Annotated in this window: 19 protein-coding genes; 6 read left to right on the top strand and 13 right to left on the bottom strand. The window is 62.6% G+C overall.

All coding sequences use genetic code 11. From position 1 onward, the window contains the following. Nucleotides 1–13: 13 nt before the first annotated feature. From JOE32_RS11430 to JOE32_RS11415, 4 genes are all read right to left on the bottom strand, one after another. On the bottom strand, nucleotides 14–1,222 hold the full coding sequence (locus JOE32_RS11430; RefSeq protein WP_209984081.1) for a type II toxin-antitoxin system HipA family toxin: 1,209 nt from the start codon (nucleotides 1,220–1,222) through the stop codon (nucleotides 14–16). Next, the gene (locus JOE32_RS11425) at nucleotides 1,215–1,469 is read right to left on the bottom strand and encodes a helix-turn-helix domain-containing protein (RefSeq protein WP_209984080.1); all 255 of its coding nucleotides are present in this window, start codon (nucleotides 1,467–1,469) and stop codon (nucleotides 1,215–1,217) included. Before JOE32_RS11425 ends, JOE32_RS11430 begins: the two co-directional genes overlap by 8 nt. 54 nt (nucleotides 1,470–1,523) lie before the next feature. Beyond that, complete coding sequence (locus tag JOE32_RS11420; RefSeq protein ID WP_209984078.1) at nucleotides 1,524–2,027, bottom strand: GNAT family N-acetyltransferase; 504 nt, start codon at nucleotides 2,025–2,027, stop codon at nucleotides 1,524–1,526. A gap of 258 nt (nucleotides 2,028–2,285) precedes the next feature. After that, nucleotides 2,286–3,140 (bottom strand): LysR family transcriptional regulator, encoded by an 855-nt coding sequence (locus JOE32_RS11415; protein WP_209984076.1) that lies wholly within the window; start codon nucleotides 3,138–3,140, stop codon nucleotides 2,286–2,288. An 89-nt stretch (nucleotides 3,141–3,229) separates the two neighbouring features. On the opposite strand from JOE32_RS11415, the gene JOE32_RS11410 reads away from it, so the two are divergent. Further along, a complete protein-coding gene (locus JOE32_RS11410; RefSeq protein WP_209984074.1) occupies nucleotides 3,230–3,742 on the top strand; it encodes a multidrug/biocide efflux PACE transporter in 513 nt (170 codons plus the stop codon). Here JOE32_RS11410 and JOE32_RS11405 read toward each other — a convergent pair. Further along, entirely contained in the window at nucleotides 3,641–4,399 is a 759-nt protein-coding gene (locus tag JOE32_RS11405; protein WP_209984072.1) for an SDR family oxidoreductase, read from the bottom strand. The two genes, JOE32_RS11410 and JOE32_RS11405, sit on opposite strands and share 102 nt — an antisense overlap. Nucleotides 4,400–4,503: 104 nt before the next feature. Here JOE32_RS11405 and JOE32_RS11400 point away from each other — a divergent pair, with 104 nt between their 5' ends. Further along, nucleotides 4,504–5,400, top strand: a complete 897-nt coding sequence (locus JOE32_RS11400) for a LysR family transcriptional regulator (protein WP_003237862.1) — start codon at nucleotides 4,504–4,506, stop codon at nucleotides 5,398–5,400. Here the strand turns inward: JOE32_RS11400 and JOE32_RS11395 are convergent. Next, nucleotides 5,397–6,314, bottom strand: a complete 918-nt coding sequence (locus JOE32_RS11395) for a LysR family transcriptional regulator (protein ID WP_209984070.1) — start codon at nucleotides 6,312–6,314, stop codon at nucleotides 5,397–5,399. The two genes, JOE32_RS11400 and JOE32_RS11395, sit on opposite strands and share 4 nt — an antisense overlap. Nucleotides 6,315–6,435: 121 nt before the next feature. Between JOE32_RS11395 and JOE32_RS11390 the strand changes: the two genes are divergently transcribed. Genes JOE32_RS11390 through JOE32_RS11380 form a run of 3 tightly spaced genes read left to right on the top strand, consistent with a single transcriptional unit; the run spans nucleotide 6,436 to nucleotide 9,101 of the window. Further along, a complete protein-coding gene (locus JOE32_RS11390; RefSeq protein ID WP_209984068.1) occupies nucleotides 6,436–7,194 on the top strand; it encodes a 5-oxoprolinase subunit PxpA in 759 nt (252 codons plus the stop codon). Between the two features lie 57 nt (nucleotides 7,195–7,251). Beyond that, entirely contained in the window at nucleotides 7,252–8,130 is an 879-nt protein-coding gene (locus tag JOE32_RS11385; RefSeq protein ID WP_209984066.1) for an allophanate hydrolase subunit 1, read from the top strand. Continuing rightward, nucleotides 8,127–9,101 (top strand): biotin-dependent carboxyltransferase family protein, encoded by a 975-nt coding sequence (locus JOE32_RS11380; protein WP_209984064.1) that lies wholly within the window; start codon nucleotides 8,127–8,129, stop codon nucleotides 9,099–9,101. The genes JOE32_RS11385 and JOE32_RS11380 overlap by 4 nt, the downstream gene beginning before the upstream one ends. Before the next feature lie 123 nt (nucleotides 9,102–9,224). Here the strand turns inward: JOE32_RS11380 and JOE32_RS11375 are convergent, their stop codons facing one another. The 7 genes from JOE32_RS11375 to JOE32_RS11345 all read right to left on the bottom strand — a co-directional run bounded on the left by JOE32_RS11375 (nucleotide 9,225) and on the right by JOE32_RS11345 (nucleotide 16,273). Further along, complete coding sequence (locus JOE32_RS11375) at nucleotides 9,225–10,841, bottom strand: inorganic phosphate transporter (RefSeq protein ID WP_209984062.1); 1,617 nt, start codon at nucleotides 10,839–10,841, stop codon at nucleotides 9,225–9,227. A 230-nt stretch (nucleotides 10,842–11,071) separates the two neighbouring features. Then, entirely contained in the window at nucleotides 11,072–12,094 is a 1,023-nt protein-coding gene (locus JOE32_RS11370; RefSeq protein ID WP_057007087.1) for a transporter, read from the bottom strand. A 100-nt stretch (nucleotides 12,095–12,194) separates the two neighbouring features. Further along, nucleotides 12,195–13,367: a GAF domain-containing sensor histidine kinase gene (locus JOE32_RS11365; protein ID WP_209984061.1), complete on the bottom strand. Its 1,173-nt coding sequence runs from the start codon at nucleotides 13,365–13,367 to the stop codon at nucleotides 12,195–12,197. A 171-nt stretch (nucleotides 13,368–13,538) separates the two neighbouring features. Then, nucleotides 13,539–13,853: a PepSY domain-containing protein gene (locus JOE32_RS11360; protein ID WP_209984059.1), complete on the bottom strand. Its 315-nt coding sequence runs from the start codon at nucleotides 13,851–13,853 to the stop codon at nucleotides 13,539–13,541. A gap of 89 nt (nucleotides 13,854–13,942) precedes the next feature. Continuing rightward, nucleotides 13,943–15,070, bottom strand: a complete 1,128-nt coding sequence (locus tag JOE32_RS11355; protein ID WP_209984056.1) for a glycerophosphodiester phosphodiesterase family protein — start codon at nucleotides 15,068–15,070, stop codon at nucleotides 13,943–13,945. Nucleotides 15,071–15,248: 178 nt separating this feature from the next. Continuing rightward, a complete protein-coding gene (locus JOE32_RS11350; RefSeq protein ID WP_209984054.1) occupies nucleotides 15,249–15,569 on the bottom strand; it encodes an antibiotic biosynthesis monooxygenase in 321 nt (106 codons plus the stop codon). Continuing rightward, complete coding sequence (locus JOE32_RS11345; RefSeq protein WP_209984052.1) at nucleotides 15,566–16,273, bottom strand: CTP synthase; 708 nt, start codon at nucleotides 16,271–16,273, stop codon at nucleotides 15,566–15,568. The genes JOE32_RS11350 and JOE32_RS11345 overlap by 4 nt, the downstream gene beginning before the upstream one ends. 80 nt (nucleotides 16,274–16,353) lie before the next feature. Between JOE32_RS11345 and JOE32_RS11340 the strand changes: the two genes are divergently transcribed. Beyond that, nucleotides 16,354–17,241 carry a LysR family transcriptional regulator gene (locus tag JOE32_RS11340; protein WP_209984050.1) on the top strand — a complete coding sequence of 296 codons (888 nt, stop codon included), beginning with the start codon at nucleotides 16,354–16,356 and terminating at the stop codon, nucleotides 17,239–17,241. Nucleotides 17,242–17,475 lie beyond the last annotated feature (234 nt).

Here is a 17,475-nt window from a genome sequence, read left to right as displayed (position 1 = left end):
AATCGGGGGCTGCTTAGCCCCCGAAGCTGTTTTGATAGGCCTGCGCAGATTGTCGTATCGCTTGTGCGACAGCTGGCACCAAGCGGCAGTACTCGTCTTCGCGCTTGAGTACCTGTTCGAGGGTTTGAAGCAGCGCCTGAATACGCGCTTCAGGTTTGTCGACTTCGCATGTCCTGGAAAATTCGAGGATGCCCAGGCGCGAAGCAAACAGAGATTTGTTGCCGTTGAGGTCCAGCGCCAGTGAGTCGTCGGGGAGGTAGGCTGTGGTGTTGACGATGTCGTACGCGGGTGCCAGCCGCGTGTCCGATTTCATCGGGTCACTGTAGAGCACACCGAAGTTTTTCAGGTGAGCATCGCCGTTGCCGACGATGCAGCTCAGCGCCACGCTGTCGAATAATTGATCGAGCGAACTGCGTTGATATTCCGGCGCGCAGAACACACGGACGGCCTTGGCCATGGCGGCGTAGCTTTTGGTGTACTTCTGCTCGGCAGACAGGCCCATCAATGAGGTCATGTCTTCGAAGCCGAGCGGGTTGAGCTGAGCGTCCCGGTCAAAGCGCCGCATGATGAACAGTTTGTGGTTCTGCGACAGATAGAACGGTGGCACCGGCAGACCCGCGTCTCGGGCAATCGACATGCACAGGTATTCATTGATGGCCAACCCTGGAAACTCGTCGCGTCCGCTCTTGATGATCAGGTCGTCGGTTTTTGAGGTAAATCTCTGTTCGGGCGTTCGGGGTTTCTCCGGCACCAGCACTTTGGGTTGAACGCCAGATATGCCGGCCCGCAGGATGTAGCGGTCCACCAGGTTCGCGAACAGATCTTCCGCGCCGTCCCAGGCCAGGATTTCGTCGAGGTTTTCTCCGGTGGCAGGTGTGCTGTTGCGCTGGATCAGTTCATTTACTTGATCACAAGACACGAAAACCCGGCCAATCGGTGCGCTGCCTCCTGAAAGCGCTAGCAGCAACATCGGGTCGACTTTTACCGTTTTGGCCAGGCGATTACGCAATTGCTCCAGCACATAACCTTCGGGCAGGTTCATCTGGAAGATGGGGTGCAGGCCTCTGCGGCGATATTCGTCCGCTCGCACGGGCATCGACAGGCTTATTGCGCTCTGCGCATGCGCGTTGTCGGCATAGCGGAACACATAGTCTTCAGTACTTGCCCGCACGCTGCCGCTGTCGCCTTGAGGGGTATGAACACGCAGTGCGAGGTTATTCACTGAATATATCCTCCAGTTCTTCAAGGGTCGGCAGGGTCACCGGCACCAGTTTGATCTCGCTGCCCAAAGCCGCCATTACGCGTGCAAAGGCATTCATGGAAACCGAGAGACTGCCTTTTTCAATTTCGATCAGTTTTTGTCGGGTTACACCGGCCAGCTTGGCCAGATCGGCCTGTGTGTAACCGCGATTGAGGCGCATGGTGCGGATTTGGTTGCCGAAGCGCTCGGCGATAACAGAAGTGTCCATGTCACGTATTCATTACTTTGAATTGGATAAGTCATGTATACGTGACATTTAGTATCAGTCAAGACTCTCGCGACCAAACGCCCGGCGCAATCTGCGCTCATACCCGATCCGCCCTTTGTACGCCTCCCCGCTGTCCACCCACCCCGCCCGCAGGTACAGGCCCATCGCCGCGACGTTGTCACTGTCCACCGACAATTCCAGTGCCTTGATCTGCGGCCAGGTTTCAATGGCCACAGCGGGTAACGCCAGCAGGCAAGCCTTGCCAAACCCGCGCCCTTGCTGGCGCCGATCCACCTGCAACGCGTGCAGCGTCGCGCTGTGTTCATCGGCCCATTGGGGCAGGCAGGGCGGGCGCTTGAGCAGCAGGAAGGCAACGGGAATCTCGTCGGCCAGCAGGGCAAATCCCTTCACGCCAGGGCTGGGGTTGACCAGCAGCGTATTGAGGGCGCAGTACATGTCACCGGAAAACGGCAGTTGCTCGGGGTGAACTTCGATGTCGCGCAGTTGCTGCTGTTGCACAGCAGTCAGCGCTTCGTAGGAAACAAGGCGGGTTTGCATAGGGAAAACCGAACGGCGCAGTGAGGAAAGCAGTTTAACGCCTTCCCTGATCGCCCAGACAAAGAAGATCACTCCTGTGGCGAGCGGGCTTGCCCCGCGTTGGGGTGCGAAGCGCCCCCAATCAAGGAAAACGCGGTGTACCTGACACTACGAGGAGTATGGTTTGGGGCTGCTTCGCACCCCAACGCGGGCAAGCCCGCTCGCCACCACCACAACAAGCCTGCTGGTCACACGCAAATGCCCTTTGTCTGAAAGGGCTCAGTCAAGCATCTGCCCCAGCAACCAGCTCCCTGCCGGCCCCGGTGGTCGTTGCCGTGACCATAACGCGTCGATCGCCACCGAACGCGGCCAGCCGCGTACCTTGAGTTCCACCAGGCTGGCATTGCCGAAGCGCTCCACCAGCCAGCGGGGCAGGGGGGCCCAGCCGAACCCCAGTTGCGCCATTTCCATCAGCATCAGGTAACTGGCGGCCGACCACACGCGCCCGGCCGCGCGGTTGTCGTAGGGTTTGACGATGCTCGCCAGGCGCAGTTCGCGGTGCTGTTTCAAGCGCTGTGGGTCCACCTGCGCAAGGCTCGCCAGGGCGTGCTGCGGTGACACGAACAATGCGGTTTCGGTGCGCTCCTGCACCGGCGAACTGGTGAGGTCGGGCGGGTAGACGTCCTGCTGCTCGATAAACGCCATGTGCGCGCGGCCGCTTTGCACCAGGTCGACCAGGTCATCGCATTCGGCGATCAGCCATTCCAGCTCCAGGTCCGGGTAACGTTCGGCAAAGGCGAGGATTGCGGTTTCGAAGCGCGGCGACTGGTAGGTGTCCGACATGGCAATCGTCACCTTCGGCTCCAGGCCCTGTGCCAGTTGACTCGCCGCCAGTTGCAGGCGGCTGCTGGCCTCCAGCACCTGTTCCGCCCGTTGCAGCAGCACATGCCCGGCCGCGGTCAGCGTGGGCTTGCGGCTGCTGCGGTCGAACAGCACCACATCCAGGTCAATCTCCAGGCTCGCCACCGCCGCGCTGATGGTCGACTGGCTCTTGCCCAGCTTGCGCGCCGCCGCTGAAAAAGAGCCCTGGGTGGCGGCCTGAACAAACGCCTGCAGCACTTCGTGAGAGGCCATGAGGTATCGCCTTGGTCGATGGTTATTGGTTATGAAGTATCGGTGTGGCGGGTGAGCATGGCAACCGTCGTCAATCACGGAGCCGGGCCATGAACCCTACCAAATCGATCACTGAACGCGTTTGCCAGGCCCTCGGTTTCGAGGGCCTGGCCTTGTTGATCTGTACGCCGTTACTGGTATGGATCACCGGCAGACCGGCGCTGGAAATGGGCGCGGTGACCCTGGGCATGAGCTTGTTGGCGCTGACCTGGAACATCATCTTCAACAGCCTGTTCGACCGCCTTACGTTGCGCCTGCAACTCGCCGGCGGCGCCTGGACTCGCGTGCTGCACGCGCTGATGTTCGAAGGCGGGCTGATCATCGTGGCCGTGCCGTTGATTGCCGCGTGGATGAAGATCAGCCTGCTGCAGGCCCTGATGCTCGACATTGGCGTGCTGCTGTTTTTTCTGCCGTACACCTATGTGTATCACTGGGGCTACGACGTGTTGCGCGACAGGTTCCTACAAAAACATGCCACCCGACGCCTCGATACGTTGCCCGGTGATCCATGCGCTGCCGTCGGCCAGCAGGCTGGCGATGACGCCGCCGATATCATCCGGTAAGCCGGCGCGGCCCAGGGCGGTGTTGTTGGCGACCATGGCGTTGAGGCCGGCGTTGTCGCGCACGGCGCCGCCGCCGAAGTCGGTTTCAATGGCGCCGGGGGCGAGGATGTTGACGCTGATGCCACGGGTGCCGAGTTCCTTGGCCTGGTAGCGGGTGAGCACTTCCATCGCGCCTTTCATCGCGGCATAGGCGGCGTAACCGGGCAGGCTGAAGCGCGCCAGGCCGCTGGACACGTTGAGGATGCGTCCGCCGTCGCGGATCAACGGCAACAGCTTCTGGGTCAGAAAAAATGGCCCCTTGAATTGAATCGCCAGCAACTGATCGAACTGCGCTTCGGTGGTCTCGGCAAAGCTTGCGTGAATGCCGATCCCGGCGTTGTTGACCAGAAAATCGAAGTGATCCTGTGCGAAAACATCTCTGAGCACGCGGGCAATGTCGCCAGCGAACGCGTCGAAGGTGGCGCTCTGGCCCACATCCAGTTGCAGCATCGCCGCGCGGCCGCCCAGTTGCTCGATCTGCGTCACCAGCGCCTGCGCCTCGTCGGCCTTGCTGTGATAGGTGCCGATGATGTCGACGCCCTGCGCTGCCAGGTGCAGGGCGGCGTTTTTGCCCAGGCCACGGCTGGTGCCGGTGATCAATGCAATTTTACGGGTCATGGTGAGTGCCTCTGCGTGTGGGTGTGGAATGAGTGTATTTGTCCGACCGCAACGTGATAAACAGCGCTATACCGGAATCACTGGCCGGATAAGGCGAACAATCCATGAACAAGCTTGAACTGCTGCGCACCTTCGTACGGGTCACTGAGTTGTCGAGTTTCACCCAGGCGGGCGAGCGCCTTGGCCTGCCGCGCTCTACCGTGTCCGAGCATGTGCAGGCGCTGGAGGAACTGCTCGGCGCGCACCTGTTGCAGCGCACCACGCGCAAGGTGCAGGCGACCCAGGACGGCCTTGTGCTGTATGAGCGCAGCAAGGATCTGCTGGCGCACATGGAGGAGCTCGAAGGGCTGTTTCGTCAGGATGAAGCGCAACTGGCGGGACGTATTCGGGTGGACATGCCCAACGTGATGGCGCGGGACCTGATCCTGCCGCGCCTGCCCGACTTCATGCACGCGCACCCGTTGATCGAGCTGGAAATCAGCACCACCGACCGCCAGGTCGATCTGCTCGCCGAAGGGTTCGACTGCGTGCTGCGCGTGGGTGCGCAGCCGGACCAGAGTGTGGTGGCCCGCTGGCTGTGCAGCCTGCCGATGCTCAACTGCGTGAGCGCCACCTACCTGCAACGCTTTGGCACGCCGCACACACTCGCCGACCTGGCCAACCACCATCTGGTGCATTACGTGCGGCCACTGGGCTCACGCTCGGCGGGGTTCGAATACCTGCAGGGCAACAAGGTGCAGCGCCTGCCCATGGCCGGGCGGGTCACGGTCAACAGCACCGATGCCTACAAGTCGGCATGCCTGGGCGGTTTCGGGATTATTCAGGTGCCAGCCCTGGGCCTCGGCGCTGAACTGGCCAGCGGTGAGCTGGTGGCGGTATTGCCGGACTACCCGGCACCGCCGCTGGACGTTTCATTGCTGTACGCCGGGCAGCGGCATTTGCCGTTGCGCGTGCGGGTGTTCATGGACTGGCTGGCCGGCGTGCTGCAAGCGCAGCTCTAACGCCGCGCCGACAACTGCTGCGGCGCCAGGAACGCGTCGTGGAAGTAGTCGCGAAACGCCTGCATCGCCGGGGTAAACGCGCGCTCGCGGTGCCAGGCCAGGCCCACGCTCATGGGCGTTACCGGGTCGGTGACGGTCAGGGTTTCGATGCGCTTGCCTTCCAGCGACCAGGGCCGGTGCACCAGGTCCGACAGGATCGCCACGCCGCTGCCATTGGCGACCATGCTGCGCACCGCTTCCACCGAACTGGTGCGCAGCCGCACGTTTGGCGTCTGCCCGGCCTGTTCCCAGTAGCGCATGGCGCTGTGTTCGGCCTCGTCCACGGTGAGCAGGATATAAGGCTCCTGCGCCACGTCCGCCAGGCTCACCGCGCCCCGTTCGCACAACGGATGATGGCTGGGCAGCCACAGGCGGCGTTCGGAGTTGAACAGGATTTCCGAGACGATCGCCGGGTGCGTGAGGTTGGCGGTGAGCACCACGGCCATGTCGAACCCGCCGTCGAGCAGGCCCTGTTCGATGGCCTGGCGCTCCTGTTCGAACACCTCGATGGTCACGTCCGGGTGCCAGTGCTCCATGCGCTGCAAGTGGTGCGGCAAAAAATAGCCCAGCACGGTGTAACTGGCGGCGACACGCAGTACGCCGCTGGCGCGGTGGTCCGGCAAGGGACTGTTCAGCGCGTCGTCGACACTGCGCACGATCACATAGGCACGGTTGAGAAAGTGCCGGCCTGCGTCGGTGAGGTTCATGCCCTGGGCCGAGCGCATGAACAACTGCACGCCGAGCAGGGCTTCCAGCTCCTTGATCGCCGTGGTGACCGCCGATTGGGAGATGTTCAAGTGAATCGCCGCCTGGGAAATCTGGCCGATTTCGGCGGTGGCGACAAAGTAACGGACCTGGCGCAGGGTGAGGGACATCTGCCTCTCCAGTACTTGGGGGTATCTGATTTTCAGAAGATGCCCCATCTGATAATAGATCTTCCCAAGGGGTCAAGGGGCAGCCTACTTTCGCTGCATCCCCTTTGACGGAGCGCACGCGATGCAGGCAGTGGATTTCAATTCAGACATGGGCGAAGGCTTCGGCCCCTGGACCATCGGCGACGGCGTCGACGCGGAGTTGATGGCCTATATCAGCTCGGCCAATATCGCCACCGGCTTTCACGCCGGCGACCCCGGCACCATGCGCCGCACCGTGGCGCGCGCCAAACAGCTGGGCGTCGCCATCGGTGCGCATCCGGGCTTTCGCGACCTGGTCGGTTTCGGCCGCCGCCATATCAACGCGCCGGCCCAGGAACTGGTGGACGACATGCTCTACCAGCTCGGCGCCCTGCGCGAAATCGCCCGGGCCCAGGGGGTGACCCTGCAGCACATCAAACCCCATGGCGCGCTCTACATGCACCTGGCCCGCGACGAGGAAGCCGCGCGCCTGCTGGTACAAAACCTGCAAATCATCGAGCCGACGCTGTTGCTGTACTGCATGCCCAACTCGGTGATCTGGCGCGTTGCCAGGGAGCTGGGGCAACCCGTGGTGCGCGAGTTCTACGCCGACCGTGAGTACGACCTCAGCGGCTCCATCGTGTTTACCCGCAACGTGCGTGCGCTGGACCCGGCCACCGTGGCGGCGCGGGTGCTGCGCGCGTGCCAGAGCGGGTGGGTGCGCACTGTGGAAGGCGAAGACCTGTTCATCGAATTCGACTCCATCTGCCTGCACAGTGACACCCCCGGCGCGCTGGAACTGGTGGAAGCCACCCGTGAAGCGCTGGACCGCGCCGGTATTGACGTCAGAACCCCCCAATAAGATCGACCCGCTAACTTTTTTGCCTGCCTTTCTACAATGATTCCAAGAGGAACAGACATGGCTGAAACGTCCCCCATCCGCTACAGCTTCGGTGCTGACGAACACCTGTTCGCCGAGGTCAGCGACAGCATGTCCCTGGAGGCCTTCTTCACAGGCATGGCGGTGACCCGCGCGGTGGAGCGTCTGGCGCTGGAAGGCGTGCTGGATATCTGTCTGGCCAACGCCTCGTTCCAGATCCGCTTCGATCCCGACCGCATCGCGCCCCACGTGTTGCTCGACGCCGTGCAAAGCGCCGAGGCCCAGGCCGTGGCCGAGCGCACCCTGCACACGCGCATCATCGAAATTCCGGTGCTCTACAACGACCCCTGGACCCATGAAACCCTGATGCGTTTTCGCGACCGTCATCAGGACCCCAGCGGCACTGACCTGGAATACGCCGCGCGCATCAACGGCCTGGCCGATGTGGACGCGTTCATCCACGCCCACAGCGGTGCGCCGTGGTTTGTGTCGATGGTCGGGTTTGTGGCGGGCTTGCCGTTCATGTTTCAGATGGTCGAGCGCGCGCGGCAGTTGCAGGTGCCCAAGTACCTGCGCCCGCGCACCGACACGCCCAAACTGACCCTGGGCCATGGCGGCTGTTTCGGCTGCATCTACTCGGTGCGCGGCGCCGGCGGTTATCAGATGTTTGGGGTGACCCCGGCACCGATCTACGACCCGGCGCAGCAGTTGGCTTACCTCAAGGAGCACATGGTGTTCTTCCGGCCTGGCGACATCGTGCAGTTCAAGCCGATTGACCGTGCTGCCTATGACCTGGCGGTGGCTGAAGTGGACGCCGGGCGCTTCGACCTGCGCATCCGCCCGGTGGAGTTTTCCCTCGACGCGTTTCTCGCCGACCCCGTCGGCTACCCGAAAACCCTGCAGGAGGCGCTGGCATGATCAAGGTGCTCAAACCTGGCCTGGCCACCTCCGTGCAGGACCTGGGCCGCGAAGGCTATTACCACCTGGGCATCCCGCCTTCGGGTGCGCTAGACCAATACGCGCTGAGCGCGGCCAACCACCTGGTGGGCAACCCGCTGGGGGCGGCGGGGCTGGAATGCACCTTGATCGGCCCTGAGCTTGAGTTTACGCAGGACGCGTTGGTGGCACTCAGCGGCGCATTGATGTCACCGCGCCTGGACGGCGAGGTGGTGCACCAGGACACCGCCTTTGCGGTGCGCGCCGGCCAGGTACTGCGCTTCACGTTTCCCGTGGCCGGCGCACGCACATACCTGGCCGTGGCGGGCGGCATTGATGTGCCGCTGGTGCTCGGCAGTCGCTCCACTTATACCCTGGGCGCGCTGGGCGGTTTCCATGGCCGGCGTCTGCAGGAAGGCGATGTGTTGCCGGTCGGCGAAGCCAGCGGCGCGGGTCGTGTCGGCAACAGCCTGCCGATGGCCTTGCGCCGTTCGGTGGGCGGCGACATAACCCTGCGCGTGGTGCCGGGGCTGTATTACGAGCGCTTGACCACGGGCGCGAAAAGCAGCTTTTTTGCCGAACCCTGGACGGTGGGCTCCGAGGCCGACCGCATCGGCTATCGCTTCAAGGGCGGCAGCGCGTTGAGCTTTCAGCCACGGGAGCAGCCGTTTGGCGCCGGCTCCGATCCGTCGAACATTGTCGACAGCTGCTACCCGATCGGCTCGATCCAGGTACCGGCGGGTCTGGAGCCGATCGTGCTGCACCGCGACGCAGTGTCGGGCGGTGGCTACGCCATGATCGGCACCGTGATCAGTGCCGACCTGGACTTGATCGGACAGATGCAGCCGAACCAGCGGGCGGGGTTTGTGGCGGTCAGCCTGGAAGAGGCGCTCGAGGCGCGGCGCGTCTACAAGAAGCGCCTCAAAATAATGGCCGGGTTATTCACGTCCTGAGAAACACAGAAAACCCCTGTGGGAGGGGGCTTGCTCCCGATAGCGGTGGGTCAGCCAATTTTCAGGTAGCTGACCTGCCGCCATCGGGAGCAAGCCCCCTCCCACATTTTGAACAGTGTCCGGTCAGAACAGTTGGGTGAACAGCCAGTACAGGCTGCCCGACAGCAGAATCGCCGCCGGCAAGGTCAGCACCCATGCCATCAGCAGGTTACGGATGGTGCGCATCTGTAACCCACCACCATTGGCCACCATCGTGCCCGCCACGCCCGATGACAACACGTGGGTGGTCGACACCGGCAATCCATACATATCCGCCGCGCCGATGGTCAGCATCGCGACCATTTCCGCCGATGCGCCCTGGGCGTAAGTCAGGTGGGTCTTGCCGATCTTCTCGCCCACCGTCACCACGATGCGCTTCCAGCCAACCATGGTGCCCAGCCCCAATGCGATGGCCACGGCGATTTTCACCCACAGCGGAATAAAGCGCGTGGAGTTGTCGAGTTGCTGTTTGAACAGTTGCAGCTTGTCCTGGGTGTCGGCGTCGAAGTTGCCGACCTTGCCCTTGTCCATCAGGCGAATGGTTTCGCTGGTCAGGTACATGTCGTTACGCACGTTGCCTACCGCTTCGGCGGGGACTTTGGCGAGGGAGCCGTAGCCTTTTACTTCGTCACCGATGTGGCCGGTGAGGGCGGCCAGCGCCGGCACCAGGTCCGCCGTGGGCTCCTTGGTGCGCACGTAGGTGGAGAGGACCGGGCGCGGGTCACCGAGCAATGGCTGCGGTGCGCTTTTCACCAGCGCCACCTGGGTCACCTCGGCCACCGCCGCGAACTGCAACGACTGCTCGGCGGGCATGGCGCGGTTGAGGGCATAGGCCATCGGCAGGGTGCCGACGAGGATCAACATAATCAGGCCCATGCCTTTTTGCCCGTCGTTGGAGCCGTGGGCAAACGACACGCCGGTGCAGGTGACGATCAGCATGCCGCGGATCCACCACGGCGGCGGGGCGTCGCCCTTGGGCGCCTTGTACAGCGCGCGATTCTTGACGAAGGCGCGCAGGGCCAGCAACAGCAGCGCGGCAAAGCCGAAGCCGATCAGTGGCGAAAGCAGCAGCGCATAACCGATCTTGATCGCCTGGCCCCAATCCACGCCGCTGGTGCCGTCACGCCCGTGCATCAAGGCATTCGCCACGCCGACGCCGATGATCGAGCCAATCAGGGTGTGGGAAGAGGAGGCCGGCAAACCCAGCCACCAGGTGCCGAGGTTCCACAGGATGGCTGCAATCAGCAGGGCGAAGATCATCGCAAAACCGGCCGAGGAGCCCACCTGCAGAATCAGCTCGACCGGCAGCAGGGCGATGATGCCGAATGCCACCGCGCCGCTGGAAAGCAACACGCCGAGAAAGTTGAAGAACCCCGACCACACCACCGCAAAGTGCGGCGGCAGCGAGTTGGTGTAAATCACGGTTGCGACCGCGTTGGCGGTGTCGTGGAAGCCGTTGACGAACTCGAAACCCAGCGCGATCAATAACGCCACACCCAGCAGCAGGAACGGCGTCCAGGTGGTGACAACGGCGCCCATTTCCTTCATGTCGTGCATCAGGCTGTAGGCGGTGAACAACAGGCCCATGGCAAGCACGGCGAAGAACATGATCACGGTAATCAGGCCGGGTTTCTTGTCCAGTCGGGGTTTGGGATCGCCGTGTGAGGCGGTGGTGGAGGCAGTCAGTGAAGGGGTGGCCATGCCGGAGCATCCTGTGTGAGGAAGGATGTCGCCCATGATCATTACAAAATGTTACAGAGATGCTGCAACAGGTCAGTGTTCACGCGAATGAAATGGCCACTTGTCCAGAACTCACCGCCAACCCCATGTGGGAGGGGGCTTGCTCCCGATAGCGGAGTGTCAGGCACTGATGTGTCACTGACCCACCGCTATCGGGAGCAAGCCCCCTCCCACAGTTGATTGCATTGCAATCAGTAGTCTTTGCGTTTGCGAAAGGCCCAGCGCCCGGCGATCAAGGTGAAGGTGGCCACCAGCGCCACCAGGATCCAGAAGCCTTCCGGGTCCTGGGAGAGCGGTACGCCGCCCACGTTCATGCCGAAGAAACCGGCGATGATGTTGATCGGCAACGCCAGCACCGTGACCACGGTCAGTGTGAACAGCGTGCGGTTGCTCTGCTCGTTGAGATTGGCGGCGATTTCTTCCTGCAACAGCTTGATGCGTTCACCCAGGGCCGTGAGGTCGTTGATAATCAGCGCGAACTCCTCGGTGGATTTGCGCAACTCCTTCACGTCTTCCTTTTGCAGCCATTGCGGCGGGCGATTGAGCAGGCGCAGCAGCGAGCCCGGCTCCAGTGCCAGCAGGCGTTGCAGGCGCACCAGCACACGGCGCGCGGCACCGAGTTCGGCGCGGTTGGTGGCCAGTTGCGAGGACAGCAGCTGGTCTTCGATATGGTCGACGCTGATGCTGGTCTTGCGCACGATCTGCGTCAGCACTTCGCCCTGATCGCGCAGCAAATGCACCAGCAGCGCCAGCGGCGAGCGAAAGCCCTCACCGGCCTTCACCGAGGAACGCAACTTGTCCACCGAGTGCAACGGTTGCAGGCGCGCGCTCACCAGCAGGCGGCTGCGGGCGCACACCCACAAGGTGGAAATGTCCGACGACACCAGGCTGCTGAAGTTGAACACCACGTCGTTGACCACCGCCAGCAAGGCCGAGTCCACATGTTCGATACGCGTGGAGCGCGAGCCCTCGTGCAGAGCTTCGAAGAACTCCTCGGGCAAATCCAGGTGCGCCTGCATCCAGCGTTCGCACGCGGCGTGGGCCAGGTTCAGGTGCAGCCACAAAAACTCGTCGGGGTCGGCCGGTTGTTGCAGGGCCTGCAGGGCGGTGGCGGAGTCGATCTGTTCGCCCTTTTCACCGGGGCGAAAACGGAAACCGTAAAGCAGGCCAAACAGATCGGGATCCTGGTGGCTGTGGTCAATGCTGTGGTTCATGGAGTCTCGCAGGGAAAGCGCCTGTAGGACGTTTCACAGGTTCGCATGCGCGAATCATTGCAAGGCTGGATGACGATTTTGTGACGCTTTGAAAACTTGCTCAGCGCGTCGTCAGCATGAAGGTGAAGCACGTCCCCGAATGCTCGCAGGTCGATACCTCCAGATCCCCACCGTGGGCGTCGGCAATCTGCTTGACGATATACAAACCCAGGCCCAGGCCTGCTTGCGGGGTGTCGGTGACGGGGCGCGCGTAGGGCTCGAACAGGCTAGGCAAGGCCTGCCGGCTGATCTGCCCGGAATTTTTTACCGAGAGCGTGAAGAGGCCATGCTCGATCTTCGCCGTGACGTCCACAGGTCCCTCAGGGCGCCCGTGATGGATGGCGTTGGCCACCAGGTTCGAGAGTAACTGCGCCAGGCGCTCGCGGTCGCCGTGGACGCCACGCAGGTCGCCGATATCGGCGCGAATCACCCGCGTGGGGTGCACGCTCTGCACTTCGGACACCACGTGTTGCAGGGCGCTCTGCAACCCTTCGCAATCGCTCAGGTGCAGCGGAATGCCGCTGCCCATGCGGCCACGGGCGAAATCCAGCACGTCTTCGACCAACTGCGCAGCACGCCGGCCGCTGGTGAGAATGTGCTGCACCAGCGGGTCGGTGGCCGCTGATGAATGCTTGCGCAGCAGGCGTTCGGCGCTGAAGTTGATGGCGAACAAGGGGTTGCGCAGGTCATGGCCCAGCACCGCGATAAATTGCTCGCGCAGTTCTGCGGTGCCACGTTCTTCGTGCAGTTGCGCTTCGGTATGTTGCAGGGCTTCTTCGGCTTCGATCTGCAGCGACAGCACCCGCGCGAACGACTCCATGGTGGATTGGATCGCGCTGCTGCGCAGGTTGGCGGGGTTGGTGTCGAGGGCGCAGATGGTGCCGAAAAAACGCCCGTCGGTGCGGAATACCGGCACCGAAATATAGCTTTCAAACTGGTAGATACGCGGCGTGTGGTGGTCGTGATAAAGCGGGTCTTCGCTGGCCTTGTCGATCACCACGGACACATGGGAGCCGCGGATCTCGTGGCAGATAGTGGTGGTCAGGTCCAGCTCGCCGCCGACCCCGAGGCCGAATTCCAGGTGGTCGAGCACGGCGCAGGCGGTCCAGGTGTCGTCGGTCACCCTGGCCACGGCAGCGAAGCGCAGGCCGGTCATGTCGCTGATGACCTGAAGCATCGCGGGCACGGCGCTGATCCGGCCAATGGTAGCGATGTCGGCAGCTTTTGGTTCCATGCAGCAGCCTCTGTGCGCAGCGTGAAGGGCGTGGTTCCCTGCCCGATGCGGGGGATTTTAACGACCTTGGGTGGCGTGAGGGTAATTTCCTTTAATAAAGTAGGAATTTTCCTGCGTCCATAAAAAAAAACCGCGCCACCCGAAGGTGGCGCGGTTTTTTGGGGATTCAACTCAAGTGTCTTGCTTGTTTTCCAGCACGGCACCGGTCTTGGCGTCGAGCTTCACTTCAAAGCGCTTGCCGGTGGTGTCGGTCAGGTCCACTTCGTAGACATACTGGTCAGCGAAGCCGTGTTTGGTGTCCAGCTCAGTGTCAGTGATCGAAGCGCCAGGGTGAGTTGCCACGGCTGCTGCGTTGAGCTTGTCGAAAGGCATCACGGCGCCCGACTTGAGCAGGCCATCAATGTGATCCGGACGAACATCCGCCTGAGCCAAACCGGCGGTCAGGGTCAGGGCGGTGGCAGCGAACAGGGCAGTCAAAGTTTTCATGGTGTGTCCTCTTGGGTGAACTGTTTAAGTGGCGCCAGATTAACCAGCGCAACTTAATTCATCCTTAATGGCGCACTGACACCAATGCCTCAGTATTTATAGTCGTTGAGCAGGTCCTGCACGCTGGACGACGGCCAGCGCTTGTAGAACTTCAGCAGTTCGGCCGCGCGGTTGGTGAAGATGCCGTCGACACCGGCGTTCATCACTTTTTCGAAATCCACCGGCTCATCGACGGTGTAGACGTGCACCAGCAGGCCTTTATCGTGGGTCAGTTTGTTCATTTGCGGTTTCACCAGGTCGGTGTAGCTCTGGTCACCGTGATGGGTCAGCTCGGCCGAAGGGCCGGTGCCGATGGCGCCAAGGTCCTTGGCCTGGTCGACCCATTTTTCGAACTCGGCGGCGTCTTTCGGCTCTTGCTTGGCGTAGTAGGCGGCCTTGGTCGGCTCGCCGGATTCGGCGAAGGTCTGTTTGGATTTCGGCTCGATGCTGCCTTCACCCACCCACAGCAGCAGAATCTTCGGCGTGTTCGGCATTTCCTTTTGCAACTCTTTGAGGCTCGACACCTCGAAGGTTTGCAGCACCACGCGGCCCTTGCCCTGGCCGACGCCGGTGTTGCTCTTGCCCAGCTTGGAGCCGGCGGAGCTCAGCCAGCCCTTGTCCAGCAGCTTGTTTTTGAGGTCGGCTTCGATGCCCGGGAATTGCTTGGGCTCCTTGGTCTCGATGTACAGGCCGGGTTTGTGCTGCGGGTTGCCTTCGGCGATCTTGATGATGTCGTCCAGGCTCTGGATTTTCAGGCCGACGAAGCCCGGGCGGGCGCGGTCCGGGTAAGCGGCGTTGAACCAGCTGCCGGCGTCGAGGGTTTGCAGTTCTTTCCAGGTGAACTCGTTGGCCGGCGCGTCTTTGCGCTCGGGGAACTTGGTAGCCACGTCGGTGGTGCGCTGCAGGTTATTGTCGTGCAGGGCAAACAGCACGCCGTCCTTGCTGCGCTGCAGGTCCATTTCCAGGTAGTCGGCGCCCAGGTCGCGCGCGACCTTGTAGGCCGCGGCGGTGGATTCGGGGGCATCGTAGGACGCACCACGGTGGGCGATGACGGCCGGGTAGGGGATGCCTTCGTTTGTCGCCAACTCGGCCGGGCTGATCGAGTCGGCTGCCTGCGCCTGGCCAAGACCGAGCATCAGTGCGAGCAGCAAAGCGCTCTTGGAAAACGTGACAGGCATAAGCGAAGTCCTTTCGTGGAGGTAACTTGAGAAGGCTTCCTTTTTAACAAGTGATTGTGAACGGCGCTATCACCAAACCGACATTAACGTGCGCGCGGGGTGTTTTAGGGTCTTTCTTGACCCGGTAAAGATCAAATTGTGGGGAGGGAGCAAGCCCCTCCCCACAGAGGTGTGCATTTCAGACTGAAAAGGCGTAAGCCCTTTCGACCTTGCACACGCGCGTATGAAACGCCGAATACCAGCTGGCGCGCCCTTGCTCGCGTACCTGCGTGTGCTCGGCGTTTTGCTTCCACGCCAGAATCGCCGCTTCGCTGCGCCAATACGAAACCGTAATCCCCAGCCCGTCCTCGCGCGCGGACTCCACGCCGAGGAACCCCGGTTGTTCGCGGGCCAGTTCCAGCATGCGCAGGGCTGCCTGGCCGTAACCCTGGTCCCCCTCGCTGCGCAGCGAGCTGAAGATCACCGCGTAGTAGGGCGGCGCGGGTGTGTTGGCGATCATGCCGAAAGCGCCTGGCAGGCCTTGAGCAGCGCCATCGCCAGTGGCGGCGTGGTGCCCTTGAGCGCCGCACGTTCGGGCTGGAACAGCGTGGCGACGAAGAACGGGTGGTTCAGCAGTTCGACGGCGCGCGGCTCGCCGGCGGCGTCGTGGCCGCTGGCAATCAAGTCGCCTTCCAGCAGAGCGCTTTCGAAGGCGGGGTTGATGCCGTAGCGGCAGCGGTAGCCTTCTTCGAGATCCAGCTGGCCGTAGGCATCGGCGATGCGGGTGTTGGGGACCAAACGTATGGTGTCGACCGCCTCCACCAACGCGCAGCCAAGCGGCGCGATCACCGCACGCTGGGCATCCGGCACCAGTTCACCGTGTTCGGCATCGGCCCAGCCCAGTACATGGCGGGCATATTCGAGCACAGCGTGCTGAAAACCGCCGCAGGTGCCGAGGAAAGGGCGCCGCTGTTCGCGGGCAAAACGCACCGCGCGCAAGGCGCCTTGCGTGTCGCGGTAGGGGCTGGCGGGCACGCACCAGAACCCGTCGAAACCCTGCAACAGCGCCGTGGAGGTGAGCGTGTCGGTGGCGAGCCACTTGACGTGCACCGTCAGGCCCAGGGTGTGCGCGGCCTGTTGCAGCGCGAGCGGGATCGCCTGGTGCGCGATCACATCCGGGTTGTAGTCGCCGATCAGGGCAATGTGCAGAGCGGTGGTTTTCATCAGAGGCATCCCATGGCTTGTTGTGTCCTGATGCGCACTATAGATTGGCGCTCACGCAATCAAAATTGGCGTTTTCCCACATGCTCAATGCAGCTACGCACTATCAAATCGACTACACCGACCTGTCCCTGATCCTGGCGCTGGTGCGCGGCGGTAGCCTGGCGCGGGCGGCGGCGTTGTTGCGGGTGGATGTGTCCACGGTGTTCCGCGCGGTGCGGCGGCTGGAGGCGGCACTGGGGCAAACGCTGTTTGAAAAAAGCCGCGCCGGTTACCTGCCCACCGGCCTGGCAAGCAACCTGGCGCAGCAGGCTGAACGTGCCGAGCAGGCCCTGGAAGCCGCGCGCATCGGTGTGGAGCAGGGCGGCGAGGTGATCAGCGGCACGGTACGCCTGACCTGCACCGACTCTGTGCTGCAAAGCCTGCTGCTGCCGGCATTGGCGCAGTTCATGCCGGCTTACCCGGCGCTGACGCTGGAGCTGAGCACGTCGAATGACTTTGCCAACCTCAGCCGCCGCGATGCCGACATTGCCCTGCGCCTGACCCGGACGCCGCCGCAGCACCTGGTCGGACGCAACCTGGGCAGCGTGGCGTATCGGGTGTGTGCCAGCGCCGAGTATGCGCGCCGGCACGCGGGCCGCGCGTTGGCCGAGCTGGACTGGATCGCGCCGGATGATTTCCTGCCCGATCACCCCACCGTTGCCTGGCGCCGTGAACACCTGCCGGGTGTGCGCCTCAGCTACCGCTGCAACAGCATGCTCTCGGTGACCGAACTGGTGCGGGCCGGGCTTGGGGTGGCGGCCTTGCCGGACTTTTTACTGGACGCGCAACTGCAACCCCTGGGGCCTGCGCTGGCAGGGCACAATACCGCGCTATGGCTGCTGACACGCCCGGATTGCCGGGCGTTGCGTTCGGTGGTGACGCTGTTTGAGCAGTTGGCGCAGCACGTGCCCGGAGCGAGGCCCAACTGAGGTATGCAGACTCGGATGTGCAGCAATTCCCAATGTGAGAGCAAGCTCAAATGTGGGAGCGTGTTTGACGGGGCGCTTCCAGATCAAAAGCAAAAGCAAAAGCGTGGCGGCCTGAGAGCCGACCGAAATGGTCTGCCGAACGCTGTACAAAATGTGGGAGGGGGCTTGCTCCCGATGGCGTCGGCCCAGCAAACATTGATGTTGAAGACCCACCGCTTTCGCGGGCAAGTCGAA

The organism is Pseudomonas sp. PvP025, from assembly GCF_017832155.1.
Classification (GTDB): Bacteria; Pseudomonadota; Gammaproteobacteria; order Pseudomonadales; family Pseudomonadaceae; genus Aquipseudomonas.
This window is presented reverse-complemented; position numbering and strand designations above follow the sequence as displayed.

Bases quoted from the DNA above. Each gene is read 5' to 3' on its own strand.
- JOE32_RS11425 (WP_209984080.1), bottom strand. From the start codon at position 1,469: ATGGACACTTCTGTTATCGCCGAGCGCTTCGGCAACCAAATCCGCACC.
- JOE32_RS11405 (WP_209984072.1), bottom strand. From the start codon at position 4,399: ATGACCCGTAAAATTGCATTGATCACCGGCACCAGCCGTGGCCTGGGC.
- JOE32_RS11370 (WP_057007087.1), bottom strand. From the start codon at position 12,094: ATGAACCACAGCATTGACCACAGCCACCAGGATCCCGATCTGTTTGGC.
- JOE32_RS11365 (WP_209984061.1), bottom strand. From the start codon at position 13,367: ATGGAACCAAAAGCTGCCGACATCGCTACCATTGGCCGGATCAGCGCC.
- JOE32_RS11410 (WP_209984074.1), top strand. From the start codon at position 3,230: ATGAACCCTACCAAATCGATCACTGAACGCGTTTGCCAGGCCCTCGGT.
- JOE32_RS11385 (WP_209984066.1), top strand. From the start codon at position 7,252: ATGGCTGAAACGTCCCCCATCCGCTACAGCTTCGGTGCTGACGAACAC.
- JOE32_RS11415 (WP_209984076.1), bottom strand. From the start codon at position 3,140: ATGGCCTCTCACGAAGTGCTGCAGGCGTTTGTTCAGGCCGCCACCCAG.
- JOE32_RS11360 (WP_209984059.1), bottom strand. From the start codon at position 13,853: ATGAAAACTTTGACTGCCCTGTTCGCTGCCACCGCCCTGACCCTGACC.
- JOE32_RS11340 (WP_209984050.1), top strand. From the start codon at position 16,354: ATGCTCAATGCAGCTACGCACTATCAAATCGACTACACCGACCTGTCC.
- JOE32_RS11345 (WP_209984052.1), bottom strand. From the start codon at position 16,273: ATGAAAACCACCGCTCTGCACATTGCCCTGATCGGCGACTACAACCCG.
- JOE32_RS11400 (WP_003237862.1), top strand. From the start codon at position 4,504: ATGAACAAGCTTGAACTGCTGCGCACCTTCGTACGGGTCACTGAGTTG.
- JOE32_RS11420 (WP_209984078.1), bottom strand. From the start codon at position 2,027: ATGCAAACCCGCCTTGTTTCCTACGAAGCGCTGACTGCTGTGCAACAG.
- JOE32_RS11395 (WP_209984070.1), bottom strand. From the start codon at position 6,314: ATGTCCCTCACCCTGCGCCAGGTCCGTTACTTTGTCGCCACCGCCGAA.
- JOE32_RS11390 (WP_209984068.1), top strand. From the start codon at position 6,436: ATGCAGGCAGTGGATTTCAATTCAGACATGGGCGAAGGCTTCGGCCCC.
- JOE32_RS11380 (WP_209984064.1), top strand. From the start codon at position 8,127: ATGATCAAGGTGCTCAAACCTGGCCTGGCCACCTCCGTGCAGGACCTG.
- JOE32_RS11355 (WP_209984056.1), bottom strand. From the start codon at position 15,070: ATGCCTGTCACGTTTTCCAAGAGCGCTTTGCTGCTCGCACTGATGCTC.
- JOE32_RS11350 (WP_209984054.1), bottom strand. From the start codon at position 15,569: ATGATCGCCAACACACCCGCGCCGCCCTACTACGCGGTGATCTTCAGC.
- JOE32_RS11375 (WP_209984062.1), bottom strand. From the start codon at position 10,841: ATGGCCACCCCTTCACTGACTGCCTCCACCACCGCCTCACACGGCGAT.